Source organism: Thalassotalea coralli (genome assembly GCF_055786205.1).
In genome coordinates this window covers 1-25,444 of sequence record NZ_JBVVBK010000012.1, presented here as the reverse complement: position 1 = coordinate 25,444, position 25,444 = coordinate 1, and the positions used below count along the sequence as shown (strand labels likewise).

The window sequence follows — 25,444 nt, the reverse complement described above, 5'->3', positions numbered from 1 at the left end:
AGCTGGGCTTTATAAAATTTGCGAGAAAAGTATTATTCTGAGTCAGAATCGTCTGCTTTATCTTCACCAATCCAACTTGTTAAAAACGCGCGCTGGCCTTCGGTAATTTGCTCATCATCCATTAACACAACTTCAACTTTAGGGTCTGAAGTAAAGGTGATTTTCTTGCTAAGCGTTTCACCGCGTTGAATAAACTCAATCGTTGTAGACTCACCAGGTTTAAAATATTCTAATGCTTTGTTCCAATCAGCCTTTGAACTAATATTAAAACGGCCCAACTTAACAATTTCATCGCCTTTGTCTAAACCTGCTTGGTAAATAGGTGAACCAACAAGTGTGCGATCATCTAAAATAGCATCATGACCAACAAACTTAATTTTAACCTCACCTACATAAGCACTTTCTGTGTCTTTTTGCTGAACAATTAAGCCAGCATTTGCAAAAAGCGAAACATAGTCAGGATCATTTATTCCTTCGATATGTTCTGCGAAAAACTTATCAGCAAATGCTTGATCTGTAACTTTTGCTAAGGTGTTTCTAGCATCGTCGTTTGAATAAGGAATTTCTTCAACACCAAAGTCTTTCCACATTTGGCGCATAAAATCGTCCAACGACTTACCAGGAAATTGACTACGGATCATCAAGTCTAGCGCTAAGCCTTTTGCACGGCCATATGTGTAATAACTGAAGTAGTTATTTACATAGTTAACTTCGTCTTTAGATACACCTGCATCGACAAATGTCGCCATGTGACTTGCACCTTGTGGCGTACGATATTCTCTACCTGGGGTAAACATTGCTTGGTTTAATACATCACCTAAGTGATTTAAAAACTTATCTTGATCCCATAATTGTGCGCGCTTAATCGTTAAATAGGTGTAATAAGTGGTAAAGCCTTCTGCTAACCACAAACTAGGCGTTAAGTTAGGGCCTAAGAAATTAAACGGCTCTAATTCTTTAGGACGAATACGCTCGACATTCCATACATGAATAAATTCATGTGATACGGTGCCAATCTGGCTAAAGTCACCTTCAAACAACGAGTTTTTGTTCGTTAAAATAGTGGAATTACGGTGCTCCATACCATCACGATCTACATGTGGTAAGTACGCTGCAATAAACGTATATTCGCCGTAGTCAAACTTAGGCGCTTCACCAAAAAGCTCAATTTGCTCGTCAACAACAGCTTTGATCATGTCAGTGAATTTATCTACGTCTTCTTCAGTACCATCATGATGAATAGCCAATTTAATGGTTTGCTCATTTGCACCAGAGCCAATTTTCCAAGAACGCGTAGAGTGATCACTTAACGTTGTTGGACTATCTAAGAAGTAATCTAAATCAGGTGCTGTGAATTTATATTTGTCAGCAGTTGGTACTAACTGAGTAGCTACTTTCCAGCGCGGTTGAAACGGTGTGAACTCTACTTCAATCGCGCGATCTTCATGACCCGTTGCCCACGCAAATGTTGCTGGCATATTTAAATGAGCATGTGTTCTATCTATTTGGCTATACGTACCGTCGGCACGATCACCGAACAAAGTATAAGTTAATGTTACTTCACCATCATGGCCTTCAATATGCCACTGATAAGGATTTACACGTTCAACTTCTAGCGGTTGGCCAACACTATTAACAGCACTTACGTTATAAACATTTTTAATGAATTCATGCATCGCGTAACGGCCAGGTGAAGAGCGACTCATTTGAACTTCTAGTACTTGATTTTCAACCTGTGTAAAAGTCGCAGAAATGCGTGCTTCTTGATGCACTGCATTTTCAAATGACACTTGATACAAGGTTTCGCCTTCAGCTAGAACGGCTGTACTTAGCGATAATAAGCTAAGAGCAAAAAGCTTTTTCATGAAAATTCCCTTCATTTTAACAATTTGGCTAACAATCCTACGAATTGTATACATAATACAATTCAAAGTCAGTCAAAGATTACACTTTAATTGCAAATTAGTATAAAAAAAATGGTCACGATACACGAGTAAATTGAGCAATAAAGTCAATTTACTGTGATAAAAAGTAGAAACTTTACAAATAGATCTGTCGGAGTTTGCTTGGTGTCATGCCTGTCCAACGTTTAAACGCGCGTCTAAAATTAGTTAAATCGTTATAGTCGGTATGGGCGGCAACTTCTTCATTATTACAACCTAAAACAACAATATCGAACACGGCTTGTTGTCGCCTAATCTCATCCAAAATTGCTTGAAAAGAACAATTAAACTGTTTTAATTTTCGCTTTAACGTAGCGGGACTCAACTCAAGCAACTGGCAGGCTTCTTCTTGCGTGTGAATTTTACCTGTTTCAACACCTTCCATCAGTAAAACCAACAAGCTTTTGTCTGCAATGCGCGACAATCCTTTTAACTGCTGCCGCATGATATTTACGTTACTTTGAGCAAATGGCGTCGATAAATGATGTTGTGAAAAAGCGACAAAAGTTAATGGTCGATCAAAATGAATCTCTCCACCCAGGTTGGCGTAATATTGCTCTGCATAATCAGGAGCAGGAAAGTCGAACTCAAAGGTAAATTTTGGTAAATGGCCAAATCGCCACTTAACTACGCTGACTAACATTCCTAGCCAAACTTCGAATAAAAATCGCCCACCTTCATCGCTAGAGAGCTGCATCGTCAATTGAGGGAGCATGTAGATACGCCCCTGGTGACGCTTCACCCTACTGAAAACCGTTGGAAATAAATTTTGCTGGTATTTAAAAGCCAAGCGCAATAAATCTGTGGCATTGCGGCAATTTAGCAAAGGTGAAGCAAGAGAACCGATATAGTTAGGAAACAGTCGCTTACCCACCATAAAACTTACGTCTTGATTAGGTGCCAACCTACGTAAATTAGCGATCACTCGCATCATTTGACTGTAATCTACGTTAAGCTCTGTTTTTTCCAATTCTTGGCTAAATAGCCGACTTCCTTTAAGTAACTTATCTGGATGTATATTCCTTTGTTTCGCGACATCTAACAACACCATCAACAAATGGTGACTAGAAATCACCTTGTCTTGGTATTCGATGTAATGCGATTTAGTCATCTTAGGCAACGTCAGCAATATTTTGATGCTTTAATGCAGAAAGGCTCTGATTTAGATCAGCTAAAATCGTTTGGTACTCATGCCAGCCTTGGTATTCGCGCACAAGCGTTACTACCGAAGGGTAAATAGCTTGAACACTGCCACCATGTTTATGGGCTAAGTGACCAATTGCTTGCTCAATATGACCTGCAATGATAGAGGCTTCATGGGCTCGAGTCTCAGGAAACATGACGATAAATCGGTCGTTTGCATAACGACACGCCACATCTTGGTCTCTGGTATTCATTTGAATCAATTGCGCAATTTCTCGTAGCAAGGTATCACCTTGCTCGGTACCATAGGTTTGGTTAAAAAGTGAAAATTGACGAATATCAAGAAGAAGTAAGCTTAAATACTGTTGCCTATCTCCAATTTGTTTAAGCTCTCTTTGCAACTGCAGTTTCATGTACGCTGCGCTATAAAGTCCTGAAGTAAAATCGGTGTAGCTGTGCTCTCGGTAGTAGTTTTCTGTGCGTCTTAATTGCACATTGATTGCGTGTTGCTCTTGATGCCATTGATACAAAGCAATGGTCATTATAATCATACCAATGGGCGCAGGTAGAGACTCTATAGTGGTTAGCCATGCAGATGTTGATTGGTACCTAAAAAACTCATCAAGTAGGTCAAGTAGCATAGAGACATGGGTAAGCATTAGGCCAACAAAGAATAGTTGAGTAACTTTTCCTGCAGGTCTGCTGGCCAAAATAAACAGTAACCAAATGAGGGTCATTAAAGTAATACCAGCCTCGCCAGCGACATCGTACCAATCTATTTCTACAACCAATTTCGCCTGACCAACGGAAAATGTGAAAAACAACACCCCTACCACTACACAAAGTAAAATTGCGATGAGATAGGCATGTTGACGGAGATAAACGAAATTCATAATAACCCTTGGTTTAATTACAAGAACGACTAGCCTAAACGGTTCATTTGAAGATAGTCAGGGTCATATTAGCTCACACAAGTGACAATTTTTTTACACGTGTTTATTCACAACCGCCATTATTCGCGGGCTCTCAACGCATTCCTGCGTCATTTTCATCAATGCCGGGGGGTCTTTTCGGCTCATTTACAATACAAAAACATGACAAATGCCCTATTTTTTCATGATATGGATCCAGGTAGAAACGCAGTGAAATATTTTTGTCATCTAAGTTAGTTAGCGTTGCGCTCCGTGAAATCTAAACAACAAAAACAAGTTAACGATCGGAAATACAATGACAAACACTAATCAATCAAAATCACTCAAGCTTTCGTTGATAGCTATCGCTTGCTCAAGTGCTATGTGTTCGAGCTTAGCTTTAGCCCAAGAGTCAGGGGTACTAGAAGGTAGGATCTCAGACGCAAAGCAACAAGTATTCTTCCAAGGTGCTGAGATAACAATTAAAGAGTTAGGCGTTAGCACTATTAGTAGCCGAGACGGCTCATATCGCTTTGCTAAACTGCCTGAAGGCCAATACACACTACTGGTGAAGTACTTAGGTACTGACACCGTTGAACAGCAGGTAACCATAATTGGTGGTAAAATTTACGCTAGGGACGTTATCATCGGTCAACAAACGGAATCAATCGATAACATCATTGTTTATGGTCAGCGCGCAGGAAAAGCAGGCGCTTTAAACCGTCAAAAAAATTCAAACCGCTTAACAGAAGTTGTCAGTGCAGATTCGATTGGTCAACTACCTGATCAAAACGCTGCTGAAGCCCTTCAGCGTCTGCCAGGATTATTTATTCAACGAGATCAAGGCGAAGGACGCTTTGTTGGCATTCGTGGTATAGATCCTAACCTCAACAACGTAACCATTAATGGCGTGAATGTGCCATCGCCAGAAGCTGGTGTACGTAGCGTTGCTATGGACGTTATCCCAAGTGAGCTCGTCCAAAGCTTGGAAGTAAGTAAAACGGTGACACCTGACATGGACGCGAGTGCCGTGGGTGGCTCTATTGAAGTGAAAAGTTTGAGTGCATTTGACCGCGCTGGTCAATCTTATAGTTTTACTGCACAAGGCTCTCACAACGAACTTACTGGCGACTCAAGCCCTAAACTTTCCGGTAGCTACAGTGACATTTTCCAACTTGACGGTGGCAGCCAACTCGGTGTCGCTGCCGCCCTATCTTGGTACGAGCGATCATTTGGCTCCCACAACATTGAAACCGACGGTGGTTGGGCTGAATTTGAATATGAAGACAATGAAACGGGCGAAGACGTTGAGCAATTTGGCGCAGAAGAAATAGAACAACGCGCATACTTAATTACACGTGAACGCCTAGGTGCCGCATTAAACTTTGATTTATACACGTCATCAACAGACAAATATTACTTACGCACGTTATACAGCCAATTTTCTGATGACGAGTACCGATTGCGCAACGAGTACAAATTCGAAAAAGGAAAAATTCTATCTGGTGCAAGTAATTCAAGTGCGCAATTTGTTGACGCGGAAATGGATAGAGACACCAAAGACAGATACGAAGAACAAGATATTTTGTCTGTAGTTGCTGGTGGTGAAAACCTTATTGGTAACTGGTTAGTTGAATATCAATTAGGCTATTCAAAATCAAGTGAAGCAGAGCCAAATCGAATCGATGCAGATTTTGCTGGCGAAGAGTTAGCACTTGGTTACCAAACGTCAGGTGACATTCCTCAACTGACGCAATCCGCTGCGGCTCACAATCTAGACAACTTCGAGCTTGATGAAATTGTATTGGAAAATAACAACTCAGAAGATGAAGAGTTAAGCATTACCTTAGACTTAACGCGTGATTTTGTTTGGAATAATCACAACGGTGCATGGAAGTTTGGTTTCAAACACCGCGACAGAGAAAAGTTTAACGATGCCGATGTGACTGTTTACGACGGTGGTTTTAATGATGCGGTTGCTTCTCAATTTACCGCTTCAACACCAGATTTTGGAATAGGTGACTTTGGTCCAGGCATCAATCGACATGCCATGCGTCAATTCTTCAATGAGAATGTCAGTGGTTTTGACATAAATGACATCGACTCAAACATGGACTCATTCGGGCAGAGTTACCGAAGCGAAGAGCAAATTACAGCGGCTTATGCCATGGTCACCTTAGATATGAATGAGTGGTTAGTAGTAGCCGGCTTACGCTATGAAGACACTGCTTTTAGTACCAAAGGCAATCGCGTTGAGCTAATCGTTGATGATATTAACGACGAAGAAAAAGTCATGATTTCACCTTGGGCAGTAGAAAAAGACTACGATTACTTACTTCCAAGCTTAAACGTACGTTACACGCCAAGTGAAAAATTAGTGGGTCGCTTTGCATTTACACAAACTATTGCTCGCCCAACATTTGAAGACTCTGCAGCATTTCAGCTAATAGAAAGTGAAACGACTGAAGACGATGGTGAAATTGTCACTGAGCGCAAAGCTGAAGTCGGTAACCCTGATCTTGACCCTTACGAGTCAACCAACTTCGATTTATCACTAGCTTATTACCCAGGTAACATCGGTGTACTTTCTGCAGGATTATTCTACAAAGATATCGACAACTTCATTGTCTTAGAGGAAGTTCAGGACAATGGTCAGTGGGATGGCTTTGAAGAAGTTATGCAGCACGTTAACGGTGGCTCAGCGAGTCTTACTGGACTTGAACTAGCATGGAACAAAACCTTTGATTCAGGCCTATTGCTTGGCTTAAACACCACGTTAGTGGACGCAGACGATAAACTACCTAATCAATCAGACACTGTTGCCAACGCTATGCTTGGCTTTGAAAACCACAAATTTAGCGCACGTTTAAGCGCCAGCTACAAAAGTGAGAGCTTTCAGTTCGAAGATAACGACACTTCGGTATTTGAAGATGCTCACATGCAGTTTGATTTAAGCGCAAAATACTACATTAGCGATACCATCAACGTTTACTTCAATGCCGTTAATTTAACGGATGAACCTCTCTACATATACCACGGTAGCAAGTCCTATAACTACCAATATGAAGAATATGGTCGCTCATTTGAGTTAGGTATTACCATTAACTCTTTGTAGTAAAAGACCAAGAGACACTAGGGCTGTTAAATATCGACAGCCCAACTTAAACAAACAAAAGTAAGTAAAAGATAAAGCGGCTAAGGCTTCAATTAAATAAGCCTTCGCCACTTTAAAAAGAATACAACGCAATGAATATGAAATTTTTTACCTTAGGCTTGGCGGCTATCTCTACTAGCTTAGTAATGAGCAGTGCCTCAAAAGCAAAAGAACCGGCGAATAACACTCTTTATCAATCAGAGTTTATTTATAAGATAGAAAAAACTCAGACATCCCCTACTAGATACTTAAGTGTAAGTGAGAAGTCTGGTATTGGCCTTTTCGACAAAAATGAGCAAACACTTGCCAATTTGCCAAGAAAATCTGAGCATTTAGATGTAAGAAAGATTCCGAATTCACCAGACAGCTATGCACTGGCTTCTATAGATAAGAACTCAGGTGAAATACTGCTAGTTGAGGCAGATTTAAACCAAGATAAACTCACGATACGTTCGACTATACCCTCTACCTCCACAGCGTTTGATGCCTTGTGTTTGCAAACCAAGCGTGAAGGTATTGAGTTATTCACGATTGATGTACTTGGCGAAGTCGTTCATTGGTCGGTATATCGCAGTGACAATCGAGCATGGCAATTGGCGGAAATTAATCGATTTCCAGTCGGCCCTAATATCAAAGCTTGTGCAGTCAGTGAAATCACCGAATCTTTGTATATTACAGAAGAAAACATTGGTGTATGGCGATATCCTACCAACCCAGAAAAAGAGCTGATCCGCGAACTAATCCAGTTACCGAAAGGGTTAGAAGTAGAATATGTTGATACGACACCAAGCGGCGATGTTGCTATCGTATCTCCTTCTATTAATCGACTTTTCCTCTATCAACAAGATACACATGAGTTGAGCCACCTGCCTTTAGAAAAAGGCGTTGCGCCAAAAACAGTTCAATTGACTCGTAAAGAAAATACTGTGAACGCTTACATCTTTGATGATGAATCGGCAGACACAGTAGTTAAACAAATTCAACAACCTTTAGCTAGGTTGTCTACAAAAGCAAGCAAGGTAGAAAGCCTATCGGCTTACGCCCAAACAGACGCTGTAGCAAGTTATGGAGACGCAGCTGACGACCCAGAAATTTGGGTAAATTCGTCAAATCCTGCGGCTAGCTTAGTGTATGGAACTGACAAGAAAAAAGGCTTAAATGTTTATAATTTGCAGGGAAAATTAGTTAAAGCATTAGATATTGGCCGCGTCAACAATGTCGATATTCGCTATCAGGTCATGCTCGACGGCAAACAGATGGATTTAGCGGCAGCAAGTAACCGCACTACCAAGAGTATTAGCTTATTTGCCATCGACAGATCCACGGGGTTACCGAAACACCTTACCGACATCAATACGGATCTGGCTGACCCATATGGGCTATGTATGAGCCAAAATAACGAACATATTTCGGTGTGGATTAACGACACTGATGGTCGATTCCAACAATATGCTCTCACTTTTAAGGGCAACAATATTCAAGGACATAAAGTACTCGAATGGGTTGTTCCTAGCCAACCGGAAGGTTGTGTTAGCGATGATACGACGCAAAGACTGTTTTATGGCGAAGAATCAACCGGAGTCTGGCTTAAAGCTATAGGCACAAATACGCCAGATAAACTCGTTGCCGGCCTAAACCCAGAAATTGAAGCTGATATCGAAGGTATGAGCTTATACAGGCTACACAACAAGAATTACTTAGTCGTTTCGAGCCAAGGTAACAATCGTTATGCAGTATATGCAGTTGACGATAACTACCGTTATCTAGGCGCTTTCAATGTAGGTGCAAACGGGCAAAAGCACATTGATGGTGCTTCTGAAACCGATGGTTTAGCCGCAGCGAGTGTTAGTTTAGGCCACCAATTACCTGATGGTTTATTGGTTGTGCAAGACGGACATAATGTAATGCCCAAGGCCAAGCAGAATTTTAAATTAGTCGACGGCGCCTTATTACGTGCTTGGATAGAAAGCAAAATCGAGCAGCAATAATGAAAACAGTCGTCTTATCAAAACTAAGCCTTGCCGCGATACTGGTCCTTGCCAGTATCGCCTGTACAAAAACGTCAAGTTCAGCGTCTGCACAGAACGAGACTAAAAAAACAACCATTGAAGATAGCAATATAGAATTCATTGCCTTCGGAGATGGTGGTTATAGCGTTGATTACCCAAAAGCCTCAATTTTTCAGAAACCAAAATCAAAAGAAGAATTCATTGCTGCCGAGCGCAAAGATTGGCTAGAAGAGTATCGACCGCTTGAAGAGTTTGATCATGCCCCAATTCACGTTTATCCAGACACTAACATTGCTGCGGAAAAAAGCGGTGCGTTCCCCGTAGGACAAGCAATGGCGAAACTTTGCCAACAGAAACGATGTCAGTTCGGTATTCAACTGGGTGACAATATATATCCAGACGGTGCCGACGCTAACGATGGTAAAGATGATCAGCAGCGAATGGACGATCTTATTCTCGCCCCATTAGCACCTCTTTTTCGCCAGCAGCCAGATTTTATCGTCTATTCTGCTTTGGGAAATCATGATTGGAACTCTTCACGAAAAGGCGTCGCGCTGCAGACAGCTTGGATGCAAGATCAAGCTAACTTTCACATGGACACCCAAGGCTACTACAGCTACAAAAAGGGTATTTCGGGGCAAGATGTCGAGTTTTTCGTGTTAGATACCAACATGTTACTCTCTGGCCAAACATTTTACGAAGTACCGCTGAACCCAGATGGTAGCGAGCAAAATATTGAGAAAGCACTTGCTGAGGGCAACGCCACACTCGAAGATTTTGCTAAACATGAAACGCCAATGCACGGTGAAGATCTCAAACAACTTGCTTGGCTTGAAAAAGGGTTAGCCGAATCAACCGCTAAATGGAAAATAGTTTATGGTCATCACATTTTGTGGTCTATCGGCGGAACAAAGTATGACGAAGGCCATGTACTGCGAAGACTCATTATGCCGACGTTATGTAAACATGCTGACGCTTATATAGCCGGACATGAACATGACCTTGAGCTACTAACCGATGACTGTTCTACTTATGCCAATGGTCAGCATAAGAAACCTTTACCGCTAATCATTAGTGGCGCAGCATCTAAAATGCGCGGCACACATACCCCTTTTGCAAAATGGCAATCTACATATTACCCGCAGGTTGACTTAGTGTGGAATAAAGCATTTATTTGGGGCTTTGCTCATCTCACGTTGAACAACCAGTATAATAAACTAGAGGTTTCCTTTTACACGACACCGAATAGAGGTAGCGGAGAATTAGTGGTCGAGCAGAGTTTCTCATTTGATAAACGCTAAAAACAACCTTGTTCAAATTACAGCCAAACTGATGTAAAAACGAACTTGAAAGTTACACCAGCTCTAGTCATAATCGATATACAGTAAATAATTACATTGAGATTAAGACAAGAGCTATGGGCTATAGTGATATATCAATTGTTCAACGTAATATTCCAGCTGCTTCAGGAATAGACAAATACCAACACAGTCAGTATTTGTTTTTCTATGTTGAACAAGGTGTTTTAGCCCTAACAACGGCCAAAGGCCGTTATATAGTTCCGCCCACTTACGGAGTTTTAGTGCCCGCTGAAACTCCCCATCAACTTTTTGCAAAAACGCCAGTATCGCTAACAACATTAGCCTTTACCGACAGTGTATCGTCTAGCTTACCTAACTCTGTCGGCGTGTGTGCTCTATCAAACTTTATGATCGCTATGCTAACTGAAGTTACACAGCTACCTGATTCAGAAAAGTGGCAGGAAAAGGAGTTTAGGCTTCTACTATTGATTAGAGATTACTTGCAGCAAGCGGAGCAGCTAAACAGTTTTTTACCTTACCCTAGCGACAAACGCCTCAATGAAATCACCGACAAATTACTCAAACACCCATCATTGAAAAGTGACCTAGTTTCATGGGGAAAGTTTGTTAATTTGTCAGCACGAAGTTTATCTCGAAACTTTAAAAAGGAAACAGGCTTAACTTACAGCCAGTGGCGACAAAAACTCAATGTGCAAGTCGCCTTTAAACACTTAGCACTGGGTGACAGTATTCAAACCATTGCAAAATTATTAGGTTATGAATCTAGCTCAGCGTTTATCTTTATGTTTCGCCAACAAATGGGTTGTTCACCTAAACAATTTATTGGTCGGTAGGCGGGCAGTTCTTTTAACTCAAACTAATTGGCAGGATAGCCAAGCGACAAATCAAACTTTTCGACACAGTCCATACATATACATGCTTTACCTTTCTGCTCTGCTGGCACTTTAGCAATGAGTTGAGGTGGAACTTTTGTCTTAGTACACCAGCAGGCACTGGCCTTAACTTGGGCGTTATCGGTAGCCATGGCACAACCATTGTCTTGCCCACACAGTGGGCATCTGGAGGTATCTATTTCAGCCATTTATTAACCGCCGCATACAGGTAATATTAATATTCATTTTATGGTGAGCCGCCATATTAAGACTCACCGATAGAAGAACCTCCTGACGAAGGCGCGTGCTCAATAATACGATCTGCTAATCTAGAAAATGGTAAACTTTGAATCCACACTTTTCCGTGACCTGATAAAGTCGTTAAAAACAAGCCTTCACCACCGAAAAACATACTTCTCAAGCCTTTCGTCATCTCGATGCTATAATCGATTCCTTCGGTGAATGCTACTAAACAACCTGTATCTAGTTTCAAGGTTTCACCAGTTAACTGTTTTTCAATAACCGTGCCGCCAGCATGAACAAACGCCATACCGTCACCTTCCAATCGCTGTAATACAAAGCCTTCACCACCAAAAAAACCACTACCGAGTTTTTTGTTAAATGCGATATCAATATTGGTTCCCAAAGCAGCGCATAGGAAAGCATCTTTTTGACAAGTCACACTACCACCAATTTGCGCCAAATTGAGCGGAACAATAGATCCCGGGTAAGGTGCGGCAAATGAAACTCTACGCTTGCCGTAATCATGATTGGTGAAATGGGTCATAAACAAACTTTCACCGGTAAGTAATCGCTTGCCTGCAGAAAACAGTTTCCCCATTAGCCCTTGCTCAACATTGGAACCATCACCCATGCGAGTTTCAAAGGCGATGCCCTGCTCCATATAATTCATTGCGCCAGCTTCGGCAATAACGGTTTCACCCTGATCAAGCTCGACTTCAACCATCTGCATAGATTGACCAATAATTTCATAATCTATTTCATGACAACGCATAGTGAGTTCCCTTTTCATTAGGCAAATTCAGTGACATATCCAGTTACAACTGGCAGTGAAACTATCTGAAAGTCACAAGGTCTATTAAGCCAGTGTTAATTTATTAATAGTTATATTACCTAAGACAAAGATTAATGGTAGTATCAATCCACTTTCAATGTTCAACATCAATAAGTAAGAGTAACAAGTATGAAAAAAATGTTGATTGCTTTAGTAGCATCGTTAATGTTACCAGTATTAGCAGTATCTGCAGCCAAGTTTGAAGAAGGTAAGCATTATAAAGTAGTACCAGGTGAAGGCACAAAGAAGCCGGAAGTTAGAGAATATTTTTCTTACTACTGTCCTGCATGTCGCGGTTTTGAAGCATATTTACCAGAAATTGAGCGCAGCCTACCAACAGGTACGCCACTGAAAAAGACCCATGTAGACTTTATGGGAGCAGCTTCACCAGACATTCAAATGATGCTAACTAAGGGCTACGTTGTTGCCAAGCAAGCAGGTATTGACGCACAATTCAGCGCAGAAGCTTTTTCATATTTGCAAACTAAACGCAAAGTTGTCACTAGCTTAGACGATGTGAAAAAAATCTTCATTGCGGCAGGTGGCGACGCTGCGTACTTTGATAAAGGCGTAAAAAGCTTTGGCTTAAAGCGAGTTGTGAAAAGCGAGAAAAAAGTTCAAGACAAACTATCTAACGGCCGTTATATCGGGGGCGTTCCTTCATTTGTCGTCAATGGCAAATACGTGATTAATTCTAAAGCGCTTGATAAAAACAATTTTCTAGAAGAATATAAGGCTTTAATAGCTTATTTGCTAACGCTAGAAACTAAATAAGTCGCTTCTTTTATTTAATTCAATTAGCCAGCAAATTTGCTGGCTTTTTTGTTTTTAAAAGAGAGGTAAATTATGCATAACAGGCTTGAATTACTGCTTTTATGCTTTGCTTCTTTACTCTTCTTGTCACTGCCCACTCAGGCGATTACTAACACAGCGACTCAAGTGCCGACAGAATGCGCAGATAAGCCATTAACCCTTTCAATTACCTCCGATTGGTACCCCTATATTTTTCAATCGCACTCAGGAAAAACTCAAGGCATAGATGTTGAAATTTTACGCACGGTACTCAGCACGATGGGCTGTCGCTTAGACATAGAACATTTTCCTGAGAGACGGTCATTGTTTCAACTAACCTGGGGACACTTTGATATCGGCCTAGGAGCAAGCTTCACAGAAGATAGAGCGAAAGATTTTCATTATACTGACGCATATCGAGAAGAAGTGAACCGATTTGTTTTCCAATACAATGACACATCGATTGCTCAAGTTACATCTCTTGAACAGCTCGTTCAAAAGAAAAAAATTATCGCCATTAATTTAGCAGGTTGGTACGGAGAGGAGCTTGAACGAGCCAAACAAGAATATAACGGCTTTGTCTTTTCTGATACCGCACCCAAACGACTAAAAATGCTTCGCTTAGAGCGAGTTGATATTGTTATTGATGACGAAGTTGTACTGTGTAGTGAACTCGAGCGACAACAATTAACAGGGTTATCACTACACCCCTTAGTATTGTCTAGCGCACCTATTCATTTTATTTTTAATAAAAAGACAGTTTCACAGCAATTTATCACTCGGTTTAATCGAGTTCTCAAAGCCATGCAGGACAGTGGCGAACTAGGCAACATAATAAACCAATTTGCTTCTGCTTCCTGTTTGTCAGTATCGCAAAACTTCGGCGATTAGATATAACGGCCTGTTCGTTTTTAACTTCTCGCTAATCAAAAACGAACAAATCAAGCCTATACATCATCACTAAAACCCCATAACAATTTGTAAAATAAAAAGATTTTATATTGGCACACTATTTTCATTAAGGGTAAATAAGCATCTACTTATAACGTACCTATTAAATGAAAATATCTTTAGCACCGTCGAGACGCACACCCAAAATAGTATTCGTTACGATTGTTACCTTGATTACCCTCATCACCGTATGGATAGTCATCACTAAACCGAATGCTACTGTGCCAGCAGAAAAGCTAAGCTTTAATCTGGTAGAGCAAGGTAAGATGTCCCATTTTGCCAATGCTTATGGAGAGCTAATATCAGCACAAGAGCGTTTAGTAACAGCTCCAGCTCAAGGAAAGGTGGCTGAAATCCTTGTTCGACCTGGTGCACAAGTTTCGCCTGATACTGTAATTTTAGTATTAACTAACCCACAACTCGCTCAACAAGTAGAACAAGAGAAAAGTAAACTTGCGCAATTAAAAGCGCGGTTTAAAGCGTTTCAATACGAACAAGAGAGCGCCAAATTAGACTATCTCGGCAGAATTGCAGAGATAGAAGCAAATATTGAAAGCGCGCAATTAGAAGTTGAAGTTAACGAAAGCCTACTCGCAGCTGGCACTGCGCCAAAAGTCGACCTATTACGAGCAAAATTGTTGTTAAAGCAGCGTCAACGTCGCCTTGTGTTTGAAAAACAAAAATTCCAGCAGTATGTCGATATGCAGGGCTATCAAAAGCAACAACAAGAAATTGAAGTCCAACAGCAACAAGCACGGCTTAAAATGTTCGCACAACAGTATGAAGACTTATCGGTAACTGCTGGAATTAGTGGTGCTTTACAATCGCTAGAAGTAAAACTCGGCCAAAGTATTCAGTTAGGCACTTCTCTGGCAAAAGTGGGGAGTACCACCAACCTCATCGCCCGTCTTCGTTTACCCCAGTCTATTGCTGACAAAGTACAACTAAATGCAGTGACCACGATCAGAACACCAAAAGGTGAAATATCTGGGCTAGTCAGTCGCATTGAATCAGTCGTGAATCAAGGCACTGTCACAGCAGAAATACTGCTGACTTCACCATTAACAGCAGATGCAAGACCAAAAACAAACGTATCTGGGCAAGTCTTCGTTGAAGAACTCGCGAACGCTCTTTTTGTTCCTCAGTCTCCCGGGTTAAAGCCCAATAGCCGCCAAGCCGTTTTCGTAAAAAACAACAACCAATTAATTCAACGCAATGTCGTTTTCTCTGAATTATCAAAGGGCCATCTTTTGATAAAATCGGGATTAGCGGCAGGTGATTTACTCGTCAGTTCAGATACCACTGACTTTAACGAATTTTCTCGTATCGAGATCCAATAATAAGGATAAATTATGACAGTCGTGACCTTAAACAAGATTCAAAAGACCTATCATACAGGCCAAGTAGCAACCCATGCCTTACAGGGAGTTTCTCTGACCATTGAAAAAGGGGAAATGGTTGCTATTACTGGCCCATCTGGCTGTGGTAAATCAACGTTACTCTCTATACTAGGGTTAATGGATACGCCAAGTGAGGGAGACTACCAATTAGCCAACCTAACAACCTCCGGACTAAAAGTTGATCAACGAACACAGATCAGAAACCAACACATTGGTTTTGTTTTTCAATCTTTCAATCTCATCGACAGTTTATCTGTTTTTGACAATGTAGCATTGCCATTACAGCACCGAGGCATGAAAGCTGACACCATAAAGCCAAAAGTTGAAACAGTATTAACCCAAGTGGATATGTTAGCGAAAGCACATCACCGCCCGAACCAGCTATCAGGTGGGCAACAACAGCGTATTGCAATCGCCCGAGCGCTAGTTGGCGAGCCAGACTTAATTTTAGTAGATGAACCTACCGGTAACCTAGATAGTAAAAATGGCGATCAAGTCATGAGCTTACTGACGGAACTTAATAAACAAGGCGCCACCATCGTTATGGTGACCCACGATAGTCGATACGCAAAATGTGCGAGCCGCCAAATACAATTGCTGGACGGCAAAATTATTGCTGAGCATTATCAAGATAGCAATACAATGCAAGGAGTAGCCTAACATGTGGTTGCGAGCATTTTATACCGGCATAGCAAAGTTATTTTCACAGCCACGGCTCACTATTCCCCTAGTGTTGACCTTAGGATTAACACTAGGCGCTGTGTTATCGGTTGCTAGCTTATCAAATACGTTGTTTTTAAAAGCGCTACCGGGCGTTTATCAAGAAGACGATATCTATTCTTACGATATTAACCTATCGATTGGTCCTGGTGTTAATGTACCTTTTATCAACGGTCGAAAATTAAATCATTTAAGTGAGCATTTTAGTTCTTCTGGCACTTGGGCGGCAATCTCAGCGAAACACCAACAATTAACCATAGACAATATTAGCCAAGAAGTTACCAGTATCTCTTCAACGCCAAATATCTTGTCCATTTTAGGAAGTCGAGTGTTAGCAGGCCAAGGAGCCTTAATCGAAAACCCAGAACAGTATATATGGCTTTCGAAATCTTTGGCTGAGGAAAACTTTGGCGATGCTGAGAGCGCGTTAAATCAAATCATTACCGTCGAAGGCCAACCGTTATTGGTCGCAGGTGTTATCGAAGATGTTTTAGCTATTAAATCCAGTGATCCAATACTAGCGTACCAATATTGGAAGATACTAAATGTCGCTGAGGCAGCGAAAGTACCTGACGGTAATAACATTTCTGGCGACTTTTCTACAATCTTGCTGAAAAAGCTCCAAGGACAAACGCCACCAAACGAATCAGCCATTGAACAATGGAAGTCGGTGTACATCAATAGCGACTCAGAAACCGAGCAAAACCCTGGCTTTTTAGAATGGATTAACTCACTTAAAGCGAGTACCGTCGTTTCGCCTTATCGAAGTGCACTTCTGGGAGAAACAGACAATTTGTTACTTGCGCTATTAATTGTCGTTACTGGCTTATTGATTATGGCTAGTCTCAACTTACTTAATATGTTTATTGTTCATTATCAAAATCGCTCGCAGGAATTTACCCTACAGATAACCAATGGCGCTAAATTAAACAAGCTTAGAATGCTTATTTGGGTTGAAAACTTACCTATGTTTGTTTGCTCAGCCTTTCTCGGTATTTTAGCGGCAGGCTGGCTCATTAGGCTCATTCCTGTATTAGCAGGCAATTCAATTCCTTTGCTCAGCGAAGTTCAACTAGATTTACAATCGATATTTCTAGCAATCATTATCATCTGTGGGATCAACGCAATATTTAGCTTAGCAGCACTTATTCATATCAATAAAAAGCAATTAATCGTTAACTTGAGTGCTTCTGGGAAAGGAACGCAAAAACAGTCTAGCCACTGGGTTTCCAATAGTTTAATGATAGGCCAAATAGCGATAGCCACTATTCTCCTAACCACCACAATTATGCTGGCTTCCAAAAGCTATCACACGGTTTATCGGGATTTAGGGTATGAACACGCCAATACCTATGAGATCTCATTAAACTCAAATACCTTGTCAGAGGTCACTGTTACAGACGATCCAACGCCGCCAGATGCATCAGAACGTGTTCAACTCAATAGTGATTTAGCGAAAATCATTGTTGAGACGATTGACGATGTCAGTCATGTTTTTACCGGCTCAGCCCCATTATCAAACTCCTTTTCAATTCACGCCATGACGACGGAAGGGAAGCAAGAACCACTGGTATATGAATCAAGAGGCTTAAACGCAGACTACTTTACTGCATTTTCCATCCCGTTTTTGGCAGGCAGCAACCTCACTGAACAAGAAATATTGAGTCAAACAAACAAAGTTGTCATTGATGAACGAATGGCAAAAGTACTCTACCCTGAGTTAGCACTTGATGATGTAATTGGCAAAACATTCGGCGACTCTGGTGGTGATGAATCCAGAACACCCGCGACAATCGCCGGAGTTGTAGCAAATACTGTCTCCAACTTGTTTAATAGCCAAGTCTCTTCATTTCCTGTGGTGTACAGTACCTCAATAAGTTTTGGTGACCCATTATTTACTGTTAAAACATCAGGAAGAAACACCATAGACGATACCGCTACCGCTAAACTTTTTGAGGCAATAAAAGCAGCCTATCCTCAATATGAAGATATGGAAATAAAAAGCGCTAAAGAAATTTGGCTTGAACAAACGCGTTCACAACGTATGGCACTTTGGGTATTGATCACTATTTCGGTACTAACTGCCGCATTAGCTGCCATTGGTATTAGTGGGCTAACGCAAATGTCGATAGCACAGCGTTCTCAAGAATTAGCCATTCGAATGGCTACAGGTGCGAGTCAAAAACGATTAATTGGTTTAGTGTTAAAAAATAGCTGTATGACCTTAGTGCTAGGACTAGTTTTTGGCTTCTTGTTATCAGTATACGGGTATCAAGAAACGCAAAACTGGTTAGACATACTACCTGATTTTGACTGGCAACTAATGATAGCTTTAGACATTGGCCTTATCGCATTGGTATTGATAGCAACATTAATACCCGCTTGGCGAATAATAGGCAAAGACCCTATGAAGGCATTGCGCCAAGAGTAGCTTTTTCTTGAGCTAATTGTGTAAACTAGCACCTAGTCACATAAGAGTACTAGGTGCTTTTTATTTAAGGGAAAAGTAAAATTGAACAGCACAGATATGCAACCCACGATCCTTGTTGCAGACGATGACGAAGATATTCGCTTAGCACTCAACCTATTACTAAATGCTGAGGGCTACTTAGTAGCAGAAACAACAAACCCAAAAGATACTTTATGTTTTTGCCAACGAACACCTCCTAGTGCCCTAATACTCGACTTAAACTTTTCTCGTGATACCACCAGTGGTGAAGAAGGCTTTGCCTTATTGCCGCAAATTGTTGCGATGAATATTCCCGTTATTCTTATGACCGCATGGGGCAGTGTTGAACTTGCCGTTGCAGGGTTAAAACAGGGGGCGCAAGACTTCATCGAAAAGCCTTGGCAAAAAGACAAGCTGCTAGCATCGCTACAACAAGCTGTTTGGTCAGCGGCCAACAAAGGTATCGCGCAAAATAAACAGCATACGACTACAGGAGAAAGCGCGAGCGAATCCGCCTGGGTATACGAATCTTCAGCTATGCAAGCAGTTGAGCAGTTAGTGCAACAAACAGCCTCCAGTGACGCTAATATACTAATACTAGGTGAAAACGGTACCGGAAAGTCTCAACTAGCCAAGCGAATTCACCATCACTCCTCCCGCCTTGAACAAGCTTTTGTTTCAGTTAACATGGCGGCAATTCCTGAAAACCTATTTGAAAGTGAGTTATTTGGGCACGAAAAAGGCGCATTTACCGATGCCAAGCAATCGCGAGAAGGACGATTTCAGCTGGCCAATAAAGGGACTTTATTTCTGGATGAGATAGCCGTTTTACCTGAATCTTTGCAGGCCAAGCTACTACGCGTACTTGAAAGTAAAGAGTTTGAGGCCGTAGGCTCTAGCCAAACTCAAATATCCAACGCTCGTATTATTAGCGCGACCAACGCCAATATTCAGCAGCAAATAAAAAACGGTAAGCTTCGCCAAGATTTACTTTACCGACTAAACACCATCACCATTACTTTGCCCCCTCTTAGAGAACGTCGAGCAGATATACTGCTACTTGCTCAACATTTTTTGACAATGTTTAGCGATAAATATCAAAAATCAGCAATGAGCTTTTCTAAGCAAGCATGTAACAAACTTGAAGGCCACCTTTGGCCAGGAAACATACGGGAATTGAGCCATGTTATCGAGAGGTCGGTATTAATTTGTCCTGATAATGAAATTGATGTTCAACACATACTGTTAGATAGCGACCAAAGTGAAAATGATTCAATCACGGTTCAGCCACTAGAGCAGGCAGAAGTCACATTAATCAAAAAAGCCTTAGCTCAAACACAAGGCAATGTTATCGAAGCGGCAGCATTACTTTCAATCTCAAGGAATGCTCTATACCGTAGGCTAGAAAAGTACAACATCAACTATGAAGCCTAACGCCCTCATTCCACTCGAATATAAACTTCTTTGTTATGTTGTTTTCGCATCGATAGCTATATTAAGCCTATTCACTGGACTGTTAGTTGCGCTGAATTGGAGCTTGCTTGCAGTGCTAACCTGTTTATTTTTTGCAAGCTACCCAGTGATTGCTATTAGTGTATATATCTATCGTCAATGGCATTCCTCTATTGTCGATGCCACTATCTACAGCCAACATTTAACGGAAGATAAGAACCAAGTAGCTAAGTACTCTTTAGCACAAAAAGGATTAATGGCAGACTTAAAAGATGCGATAACTCAGCTCGCTAAAGAAACATTGGGAAGTTCCAATACGCTCGATGTTATTTTTACCACCTTTGACGCTTGGCCTAACCCTGTCGCCGTTTTTGATTGCAATAAAAAGCTCGTGTTTCGAAATCATGCGATGAGCCTGCAAATAGAACAGGCGATGCTAATAGGTAGCGCAGCTAAAGAACTGGGCTTTACTTACCGTAATAGCCAACTATCGCATGTACAATTCGGCCAAGATTGGCAATGCCAAACTATTAAGCTTTATCACCAGCACAATGAACAGCCGTTAACCTTATTTACTGCTATCAATGTCAGCTCTCTGTTGTCAGCTAGCCAATCGATCACACAAAAAAGCTTAGTTAGAGTATTGAGCCATGAGATAAGAAATTCACTCACGCCCATGCAATCAATGACAGACACCCTATTGAGCAACCAACCATTAGATATAAACCAAGCAACAACGGTACTTTCTCGGGTCAATATCCGTAGTCAGCGTCTGCTTTCTTTTATCGATAAGTACGCTAAGCTAGCGCAACTACCTGCACCAACACTGCAATTAACCAATCTAGATACCCTATTAGATAGTATTAATACTAACTTAGATAATGAACAACACTATCAATTCGAATTTGAGGGTGATCCAAGATGTTATGTCGACTCCGACATGATAAGCCTATTGTTTGATAATCTATTTAAAAATGCGATTCAAGCCTACAGTGGCCATGATAGACTACACATATTGGTGACCAGTATTTTCAAAGATAACTCTCACCAAATTGAAGTGCATGACAATGGCCCTGGCTTTTCCAATTTAGACAATACACTAACACCTTTCTATACCACTAAAGAGCACGGCTCAGGGATAGGATTAGTGTTATGTGAAGAGATTATTAAAAAACACCAAGGAACTCTCCAGATTGGACACAGTGATAAGCTTGGCGGAGCACTAGCAACCATTACTTTGCCTTTAGCACGATTAGAAAACTAACTAGATATTGATAGGAAAAATACATGTCAATTTGGGTAGATGCAGATGCATGTCCAGTTGCTATTAAAGAAATAATTTTCAGAGCAGCGGAAAGAACACAAACAGCCACGACACTTATCGCAAACCACGCTATGCGCGTTCCTCCTTCGAAAGTCATTAAGTTTGTACAAGTGGCCAGCGGGTTTGACGTTGCAGACAATGAAATAGTAAAACGCCTAGAACAAGGTGATCTTGTCATAACTGCTGATATCCCTCTCGCTGCGGAGGTCATTGAAAAAGGTGCGATTGCATTAAACCCTCGTGGAGAGCTTTACACGACAAGCAATATCAAGCAGCGACTTAACATGCGAGATTTTATGGATACGCTGCGCTCAAGTGGTATAGAAACAGGTGGTAGTGCCCCACTTAGCCAAAGTGATCGTCAAGCGTTTGCTAATCAATTAGACAAATGGTTAGCCGCTAATAAGTAGATAAGCGTTAGATAACATTAAGAAAGTGCAGCGCGCTCAGCTTTCGGCGGAATAAACTGATAGCCTTTGCCTCGTACAGAAACAATGACTTCTTGAGCTAAACCTGCTTGTTTAAGCTTAGCGCGAATACGGGCAATTTTGATATCTATCGATCTATCAACGCCATTATAATCAGCACCTTTCAACACTTTTAATATCAGTTGGCGAGAAAGTACTTTACCTGCATTTGTGGCAATGAAATAGAAAAGTTCATACTCTTCCTGTGTCAGGCCTAACGCATTAGCTTGATAATGACAATCTGCACTTTGAGGTTCAAATGTCAGCTTGTCAAACACAAGACCTTTAGCCATATCTATTTTTTTCGGTCTGACACCTAGTCGCTTGATACGCTCATACAAGATTTCGAAAGGAGCACTTTTATGGACAAAATCGTCAGCACCCAAACCAAAAGAGGTTAGTTCAGCTTCGACAGTCTCATGTGCTGTCAGAAAAATGATGCCCCCCTCATAGAATTCTCTAAGTTCTTTACATATGTCGTATCCGCTTTTATCAGGCAGGCCAATGTCTAACAAAATGACATCAGGATGGACGCTAATAACTTTACGTATCGCAGCAGAGCCATTAAAGACTTGTGTTACATCAAACCCTTTTTGTTCGAGTTGCGCCTTTAGGGTTAATGAAACAACACTGTCGTCTTCGATAATTAAAACTTTTTGCATGTAAAACAATATACCTAGAAAATTGTACAAGACTAACTATTTCATGAAATAGAGGTAGGTGTAAATCCATATATCGCCTTATAGACTAAAATTATTAACGGCAATTACGTGAAAAGCGAATTGTTAAATAAAAAATTACTACTATTAACGTTATACTTAACATTTGCTGACAAATGGTGAAAAATAGTACTATCAGTTATTAGCTAACTCTTTGCTGTTTTTTAAAGGGATTTCATGGCAGGTATAGATTACGGCGATAAACGGTTTTTAATCGTCGATAGTATTAAACAGTCTCGAGACACATTAAAAATATTCGCTTACAGCCTAGGCGTGCTTAGTGTCGAAACCAGTTACCATAGCCCCGACATAATGGCGTTGTGCGAAGCCTCGACCTTTGATGTTATTCTTCTTGGCTATGACTTAGGCGATAACAAAAAAAACGGCCAGCAAGTTTTAGAAGAGTTACGTGCTAAAGCGCTACTGCCGCGCAATACCATAGTAATCATGATTACTGCGGAAGTTTCACAGGCAATGGTATTAGCGGCCTTAGAACATAAACCTGATGAGTACCTAGTCAAACCCTACACCTTAAAAGATCTTTCGGTAAGGTTAAGTCGTTGCTTCGAAAAGAAAGAAGCGATGAAAGACATTTATCAGGCACTAGATACGAATAATCGAGAGAAAGTAATTCAACTTTGTTCTCACAAAATTGCCCATGATTCCCCTTATAAACATGAATGCCTTGGGATCCGATCAAGACAACATTTTGAATTAGAACAATACGAACAAGCTAAAAAAATCTACTTAGCTTATTTAGGCACGCCAAATTGCCAATGGGCTGCTATTGGTATGGGTAAGGTAGCTTTGGTAGAAAACGACTATTACGGAGCGGCAAAATATTTCCAAGCCGTCGTAGATGACAACCCATTTTATTTGTCAGCTTATGATTGGTTGGCAAAAGCACAACAACTAACGGGCGATACGCTAAAAGCTGAAGAGACCTTAGAACAAGCCTTGATGGTTAGTCCTAGATCAGTTCACAGACTGAGAAAATATGCTGAGCTTTGCCTTAATAACAATAGCTTAAGCAAGGCGACTAAAGCCTTGTCTAAAACTAACGATTTGGCTTATCACTCAATTCATAAAAAACCAGATAACGCCATTCAGTTTGCAGAGGCTCTAATAGACCATTCGGACAATTTAACGGAATACGAAATAAGGAAATTAAATAACAAAGCCTTTATGGTGCTTGGCAATATGGTTAGGGATTTCCAAGCAGATGAGCTAAAAGTTATTGCACAGTTTTTAACGGCAAGATTGCACAACAAGGTTAATGATACAGGGCTAGCAAAAAGCGCTTTAAAAGAAGCGGAGCGCTTGTTTGAACTCTATAAAAACAAAATAAGTACTGACACGACCTTTAAGGTAGCACGTTCGTTAATTGCGCTAAGTAGACGCGGTAAAGCAGAACATTTACTAGAAAAACTTGCACAGGCTCACCCTGACAATATGGAAATCTTGTCAGAAGTTGTCGCAATGTCAGATAGGCCAATTAGTGAGAAAGATAAACTCGCAGCGCAAACTGCCCTAGAAGTCGGCGTTAGTTTATACAAAGCCAAGCATTACACCTTGGCGATCGATAAACTAAACCAAGCACTCTATCATTTTCCAAACCATTTAGGCGTGAAACTTAATCTGCTTCAAGTGCTATTAGTTTCTTATGAAAATAACCCCAAAAGATTAGAAGATCTTAATCAAGCAAGAGTGTTAGTAAAGCATTTCAAAGACCTGTCCCCCGATAGCGAATCTTATAAACGCTATATAAAGCTCAGAAACAAATACGAATCGCTACAAGCGTTGAAAAGTTTATAACCATCATTTGCTCATCTTTTTAATTAAGGAAGGCTAGTACAAACGACAGAGCGCTTAACGTTTACTTTTATGATGAACGGTACTGTTGTGGATCCCGTATGACAAGATAAACACACAACGTTCTAAACAGTTTTTCCAGATATAAAAAAAGCCCGACCAATGTCGAGCTTTGTTTATATGGTGGAGGGAGGTGGATTATAAAATACCTCCATGTATTTTACCCTTCGGGTCGCCTTACGGCGTACCAATATGTTCCATACATATTGGTCGAACGTGGTTCTCATCTCTTTTTTCAGACATAAAAAAAGCCCGACTAATGTCGAGCTTTGTTTATATGGTGGAGGGAGGTGGATTATAAAATACCTCCATGTATTTTACCCTTCGGGTCGCCTTACGGCGTGCCAATATGTTCCATACATATTGGTCGAACGTGGTTCTCATCTCTTTTTTCAGACATAAAAAAAGCCCGACCAATGTCGAGCTTTGTTTATATGGTGGAGGGAGGTGGATTCGAACCACCGAAGGCGGAGCCGTCAGATTTACAGTCTGATCCCTTTGGCCACTCGGGAACCCCTCCAAAACGGGAATAACCCAGCATCTCGCTGGGCTATTAAATTAGGTGCTTAGCAATGTCCTACTCTCACATGGGACCTCCCACACTACCATCGGCGCTATTGCATTTCACTTCTGAGTTCGGCATGGGGTCAGGTGGTTCTACAATGCTATTGTCGCTAAGCAAAATCGTTACAAATTTGGAAAGCTTTTTTATATCTCTACTTCAATCTTCACATTACGTAAAAATCAGTCATTAAAACCATTTGGGTGTTGTATGGTTAAGCCTCACGGGCAATTAGTATCAGTTAGCTCAAGGCCTCACAACCCTTACACACCTGACCTATCAACGTCGTAGTCTCCAACGACCCTTT

Annotated in this window: 19 protein-coding genes, 1 tRNA gene and 2 rRNA genes; 13 read left to right on the top strand and 9 right to left on the bottom strand. The window is 41.0% G+C overall.

Annotated elements, in window-relative coordinates:
- Positions 1-32: 32 nt before the first annotated feature.
- From ACOB80_RS20485 to ACOB80_RS20475, 3 genes are all read right to left on the bottom strand, one after another.
- Positions 33-1,865: a M61 family metallopeptidase gene (locus ACOB80_RS20485; RefSeq protein WP_473167742.1), complete on the bottom strand. Its 1,833-nt coding sequence runs from the start codon at positions 1,863-1,865 to the stop codon at positions 33-35.
- A gap of 175 nt (positions 1,866-2,040) precedes the next feature.
- On the bottom strand, positions 2,041-3,054 hold the full coding sequence (locus ACOB80_RS20480) for an AraC family transcriptional regulator (RefSeq protein ID WP_473167741.1): 1,014 nt from the start codon (positions 3,052-3,054) through the stop codon (positions 2,041-2,043).
- Between the two features lies 1 nt (position 3,055).
- Positions 3,056-3,979 (bottom strand): GGDEF domain-containing protein, encoded by a 924-nt coding sequence (locus ACOB80_RS20475; protein ID WP_473167740.1) that lies wholly within the window; start codon positions 3,977-3,979, stop codon positions 3,056-3,058.
- A 334-nt stretch (positions 3,980-4,313) separates the two neighbouring features.
- Here ACOB80_RS20475 and ACOB80_RS20470 point away from each other — a divergent pair, with 334 nt between their 5' ends.
- From ACOB80_RS20470 to ACOB80_RS20455, 4 genes are all read left to right on the top strand, one after another.
- Positions 4,314-7,112, top strand: a complete 2,799-nt coding sequence (locus ACOB80_RS20470) for a TonB-dependent receptor (protein ID WP_473167739.1) — start codon at positions 4,314-4,316, stop codon at positions 7,110-7,112.
- Positions 7,113-7,243: 131 nt separating this feature from the next.
- Positions 7,244-9,139, top strand: coding sequence for a phytase (locus ACOB80_RS20465; protein ID WP_473167738.1), 1,896 nt, complete (start codon positions 7,244-7,246; stop codon positions 9,137-9,139).
- Positions 9,139-10,461 carry a metallophosphoesterase gene (locus ACOB80_RS20460; RefSeq protein WP_473167737.1) on the top strand — a complete coding sequence of 441 codons (1,323 nt, stop codon included), beginning with the start codon at positions 9,139-9,141 and terminating at the stop codon, positions 10,459-10,461. Before ACOB80_RS20465 ends, ACOB80_RS20460 begins: the two co-directional genes overlap by 1 nt.
- Before the next feature lie 116 nt (positions 10,462-10,577).
- Positions 10,578-11,315: an AraC family transcriptional regulator gene (locus ACOB80_RS20455; protein ID WP_473167736.1), complete on the top strand. Its 738-nt coding sequence runs from the start codon at positions 10,578-10,580 to the stop codon at positions 11,313-11,315.
- A 23-nt stretch (positions 11,316-11,338) separates the two neighbouring features.
- Here the strand turns inward: ACOB80_RS20455 and ACOB80_RS20450 are convergent, their stop codons facing one another.
- Together ACOB80_RS20450 and ACOB80_RS20445 are read right to left on the bottom strand one after the other, a co-directional pair.
- Positions 11,339-11,563 (bottom strand): cysteine-rich CWC family protein, encoded by a 225-nt coding sequence (locus tag ACOB80_RS20450; protein ID WP_473167735.1) that lies wholly within the window; start codon positions 11,561-11,563, stop codon positions 11,339-11,341.
- A gap of 56 nt (positions 11,564-11,619) precedes the next feature.
- A complete protein-coding gene (locus ACOB80_RS20445) occupies positions 11,620-12,369 on the bottom strand; it encodes a TIGR00266 family protein (RefSeq protein WP_473167734.1) in 750 nt (249 codons plus the stop codon).
- 189 nt (positions 12,370-12,558) lie between these two features.
- Here ACOB80_RS20445 and ACOB80_RS20440 point away from each other — a divergent pair, with 189 nt between their 5' ends.
- The 8 genes from ACOB80_RS20440 (at position 12,559) to ACOB80_RS20405 (ending at position 21,927) form a co-directional block, all read left to right on the top strand.
- Complete coding sequence (locus ACOB80_RS20440; protein WP_473167733.1) at positions 12,559-13,203, top strand: thiol:disulfide interchange protein DsbA/DsbL; 645 nt, start codon at positions 12,559-12,561, stop codon at positions 13,201-13,203.
- A 72-nt stretch (positions 13,204-13,275) separates the two neighbouring features.
- Positions 13,276-14,112, top strand: a complete 837-nt coding sequence (locus ACOB80_RS20435) for a substrate-binding periplasmic protein (protein WP_473167732.1) — start codon at positions 13,276-13,278, stop codon at positions 14,110-14,112.
- Positions 14,113-14,279: 167 nt separating this feature from the next.
- Entirely contained in the window at positions 14,280-15,512 is a 1,233-nt protein-coding gene (locus ACOB80_RS20430) for an efflux RND transporter periplasmic adaptor subunit (protein ID WP_473167731.1), read from the top strand.
- A gap of 12 nt (positions 15,513-15,524) precedes the next feature.
- Positions 15,525-16,232: an ABC transporter ATP-binding protein gene (locus tag ACOB80_RS20425; protein WP_473167730.1), complete on the top strand. Its 708-nt coding sequence runs from the start codon at positions 15,525-15,527 to the stop codon at positions 16,230-16,232.
- A 1-nt stretch (position 16,233) separates the two neighbouring features.
- Positions 16,234-18,723 (top strand): ABC transporter permease, encoded by a 2,490-nt coding sequence (locus ACOB80_RS20420; RefSeq protein ID WP_473167729.1) that lies wholly within the window; start codon positions 16,234-16,236, stop codon positions 18,721-18,723.
- An 81-nt stretch (positions 18,724-18,804) separates the two neighbouring features.
- Positions 18,805-20,175, top strand: coding sequence for a sigma-54-dependent transcriptional regulator (locus ACOB80_RS20415; protein WP_473167728.1), 1,371 nt, complete (start codon positions 18,805-18,807; stop codon positions 20,173-20,175).
- The gene (locus ACOB80_RS20410; protein WP_473167727.1) at positions 20,165-21,457 is read left to right on the top strand and encodes a sensor histidine kinase; all 1,293 of its coding nucleotides are present in this window, start codon (positions 20,165-20,167) and stop codon (positions 21,455-21,457) included. The genes ACOB80_RS20415 and ACOB80_RS20410 overlap by 11 nt, the downstream gene beginning before the upstream one ends.
- A 23-nt stretch (positions 21,458-21,480) precedes the next feature.
- Positions 21,481-21,927, top strand: a complete 447-nt coding sequence (locus ACOB80_RS20405; RefSeq protein ID WP_473167726.1) for a YaiI/YqxD family protein — start codon at positions 21,481-21,483, stop codon at positions 21,925-21,927.
- A 17-nt stretch (positions 21,928-21,944) separates the two neighbouring features.
- Here ACOB80_RS20405 and ACOB80_RS20400 read toward each other — a convergent pair whose 3' ends face one another.
- Positions 21,945-22,646: a response regulator transcription factor gene (locus tag ACOB80_RS20400; protein WP_473167725.1), complete on the bottom strand. Its 702-nt coding sequence runs from the start codon at positions 22,644-22,646 to the stop codon at positions 21,945-21,947.
- A gap of 234 nt (positions 22,647-22,880) precedes the next feature.
- Between ACOB80_RS20400 and ACOB80_RS20395 the strand changes: the two genes are divergently transcribed.
- Positions 22,881-24,518, top strand: a complete 1,638-nt coding sequence (locus ACOB80_RS20395) for a response regulator (RefSeq protein ID WP_473167724.1) — start codon at positions 22,881-22,883, stop codon at positions 24,516-24,518.
- Positions 24,519-25,010: 492 nt separating this feature from the next.
- Here the strand turns inward: ACOB80_RS20395 and ACOB80_RS20390 are convergent.
- The 3 genes from ACOB80_RS20390 to ACOB80_RS20380 form a co-directional block, all read right to left on the bottom strand.
- Positions 25,011-25,095: transfer RNA gene (locus ACOB80_RS20390), tRNA-Tyr, on the bottom strand.
- A 44-nt stretch (positions 25,096-25,139) separates the two neighbouring features.
- A 5S ribosomal RNA gene (rrf, locus tag ACOB80_RS20385) occupies positions 25,140-25,254 on the bottom strand.
- A 93-nt stretch (positions 25,255-25,347) separates the two neighbouring features.
- Positions 25,348-25,444: ribosomal RNA gene (locus ACOB80_RS20380) — 23S ribosomal RNA — on the bottom strand; the annotation flags it as partial.